This window comes from Halomonas sp., from assembly GCF_031581305.1.
Lineage (GTDB): Bacteria > Pseudomonadota > Gammaproteobacteria > Pseudomonadales > Halomonadaceae > Halomonas.
The window spans coordinates 1-2573 of the sequence record NZ_JAVLBC010000293.1 but is presented as its reverse complement, the minus strand read 5'-3'; the positions used below and the strand labels follow the sequence as shown (position 1 = coordinate 2573).

Sequence of the window (2573 nt, the reverse complement as noted above, 5' to 3'; positions counted from 1 at the left end):
CAAGCGGCCAAGCGGCCAAGCGGCCAAGCGGCCAAGCGGCCAAGCGGCCAAGCGGCCAAGCGCCAAAAAGCCACGGTCAATAGTCGTTGCATGGTCGAGCGGCGTCGAGGGCAGACCGGAAAGGAGGTCCTATGCCAGGGGTGAGGAGCACTGCTCCGAACGGGCTGGCCATGGATGGCCAGCACCGGACCTTCAAGCGGAGCGGGACGCGAGAGCGCAGAAGGGCATCGGTAGCGTACAGGGAAGTATTCACAGCGCCTCCTTGGAGGTCTGCTCTCGGCAAAGCCGCGGTGATGGCGCAATTCCGAGACCGGACATGATAGGGCCCAGGGCCCGGGAGAACGACATGACAGGCCAGACACTCTACGACAAGCTGTGGTCTCAGCACCTCGTCAAGGAGCGTGGTGACGGCACCGCGCTGATCTACATCGACCGCCAGCTGCTCCACGAAGTGACCTCGCCCCAGGCCTTCGAGGGGCTGCGCCTGGCGGGACGCAGGCCGTGGCGCATCGATGCCAACCTGGCCACCCCGGACCACAACGTGCCCACCACGCTCAAGGAGCGCGCCGAGGGCAACGCCGGCATCAAGGACCCGGTGTCATTGATCCAGGTCCAGACCCTCGACGACAACTGCGTCGAGTTCGGCATCGAGGAGTACAAGATCAACGACCCGCGCCAGGGCATCGTCCACGTGGTGGGTCCGGAGCAGGGCGCGACCCTCCCGGGGATGACCGTGGTCTGCGGTGATTCCCATACCGCCACCCATGGCGCCTTCGCGGCCCTGGCGCACGGCATCGGCACCTCCGAGGTGGAGCACGTGCTCGCCACCCAGTGCCTGCTGGCCCAGAAGATGAAGAACATGCAGGTGCGCGTCGAGGGCAAACTCGGAACCGGCGTCACCGCCAAGGACATCGTGCTGGCGATCATTGGCCGGATCGGTACGGCCGGTGGTACCGGCTATGCCATCGAGTTCGCCGGCAGCGCCATCCGCGAGCTTTCCATGGAAGGCCGGATGACCGTCTGCAACATGGCCATCGAGGCGGGGGCCAGGGTCGGGCTGATCGCCGTGGACGATACCACCATCGACTACCTGCGCGACCGTCACTACGCCCCGACGGGCGAGCAGTGGGACGCGGCGGTGGCCGACTGGCGCCACCTGGTCTCCGATGCCGACGCCGCCTTCGACAAGGTGGTGACCCTGGATGCCGCCGAGATCGAGCCGCAGGTCTCCTGGGGCACCAGTCCCGAGATGGTCACCGGCATCTCGGGAGAAGTCCCGGACCCGGCCGAGGCCGGCGACGAGACCATGCAGCGCGGCTACACGCGCGCGCTCGACTACATGGGGCTGGCGCCGAAGCAGAAGATCACCGATATCCGCCTCGACAAGGTGTTCATCGGCTCCTGCACCAACTCGCGCATCGAAGACCTGCGCGAGGCGGCCAAGGTGGCGCGTGGCAAGAAAGTGGCCGACTCGATCATGCTCGCCATGGTGGTGCCTGGCTCCGGCCTGGTGAAGCGCCAGGCTGAAGCGGAGGGGCTCGACAAGGTGTTCATCGAGGCAGGCTTCGAGTGGCGCGAGCCCGGGTGCTCCATGTGCCTGGCGATGAACGCCGACAAGCTGGGGGCCGGCGAGCATTGTGCCTCGACCTCGAATCGCAACTTCGAGGGGCGCCAGGGCTTCGGCGGACGCACCCACCTGGTCAGCCCGGCCATGGCGGCGGCCGCAGCCATCGCCGGCCATTTCGTGGATGTGAGGCAGCTTGCCGCCAATGACGACGCCCTGGGTGAGGAGGCCTGAATCATGAAGAAGTTCGAACGCACCGAAGGCCTCGTCGCACCGCTCGACCGGGCCAACGTCGACACCGACCTGATCATTCCCAAGCAGTTCCTGAAGTCGATCAAGCGCACCGGTTTCGGTGTGAACTTGTTCGACGAGCTGCGTTACCAGGACGAAGGTTACCCGGGCCAGGATGTCTCGCAGCGCCCGAAGAATCCCGACTTCGTGCTCAACCAGCCGCGCTATGAGGGAGCCAACGTGCTGCTGACGCGTCGCAACTTCGGTTGTGGCAGTTCGCGCGAGCACGCGCCCTGGGCGCTGGAGGACTTCGGCTTCCGGGTGGTGATTGCCCCGAGCTTTGCCGACATCTTCTACAACAACGCCTTCAAGAATGGCCTGCTGCTGGTGACTCTGCCCGAGGAGACCGTGGACCGGCTGTTCGCCGAGGTGGAGGCGAACGAGGGCTACCGGCTCGATGTGGATCTGGAGAACCAGCGGGTGATCACGCCCTCCGGCGAGATCCTCGAGTTCGAGGTCGACGAGTTCCGCAAGCAGTGCCTGCTGGAAGGCCTGGACGACATCGGCATCACCTTGAAGGACGAGGACGCCATCCGCGCCTTCGAGGCACAGCACCGCGCCGCGCGGCCCTGGCTGTTCCGCGACTGACCGGGCTGCGCCCGGAGCTGTAAGCTTTAAGCCTGAAGCTGTAAGAAACCCCCTCTCCACGGGGCTCGATGGCAGCATCCTGGCTTACGGCTTACGGCTTACGGCTTACGGCTTACGGCTTACGGCTTAC

At 65.7% G+C, this 2573-nt stretch carries 2 protein-coding genes; both read left to right on the top strand.

Going from position 1 to position 2573, the window contains the following annotated elements; translation table 11 throughout:
* Positions 1–346: 346 nt before the first annotated feature.
* Positions 347–1798, top strand: a complete 1452-nt coding sequence (leuC, locus tag RI841_RS15900) for a 3-isopropylmalate dehydratase large subunit (RefSeq protein WP_310706606.1) — start codon at positions 347–349, stop codon at positions 1796–1798.
* A 3-nt stretch (positions 1799–1801) separates the two neighbouring features.
* Positions 1802–2443: a 3-isopropylmalate dehydratase small subunit gene (leuD, locus tag RI841_RS15895; RefSeq protein ID WP_310706605.1), complete on the top strand. Its 642-nt coding sequence runs from the start codon at positions 1802–1804 to the stop codon at positions 2441–2443.
* The last annotated feature ends 130 nt before the right edge of the window (positions 2444–2573 follow it).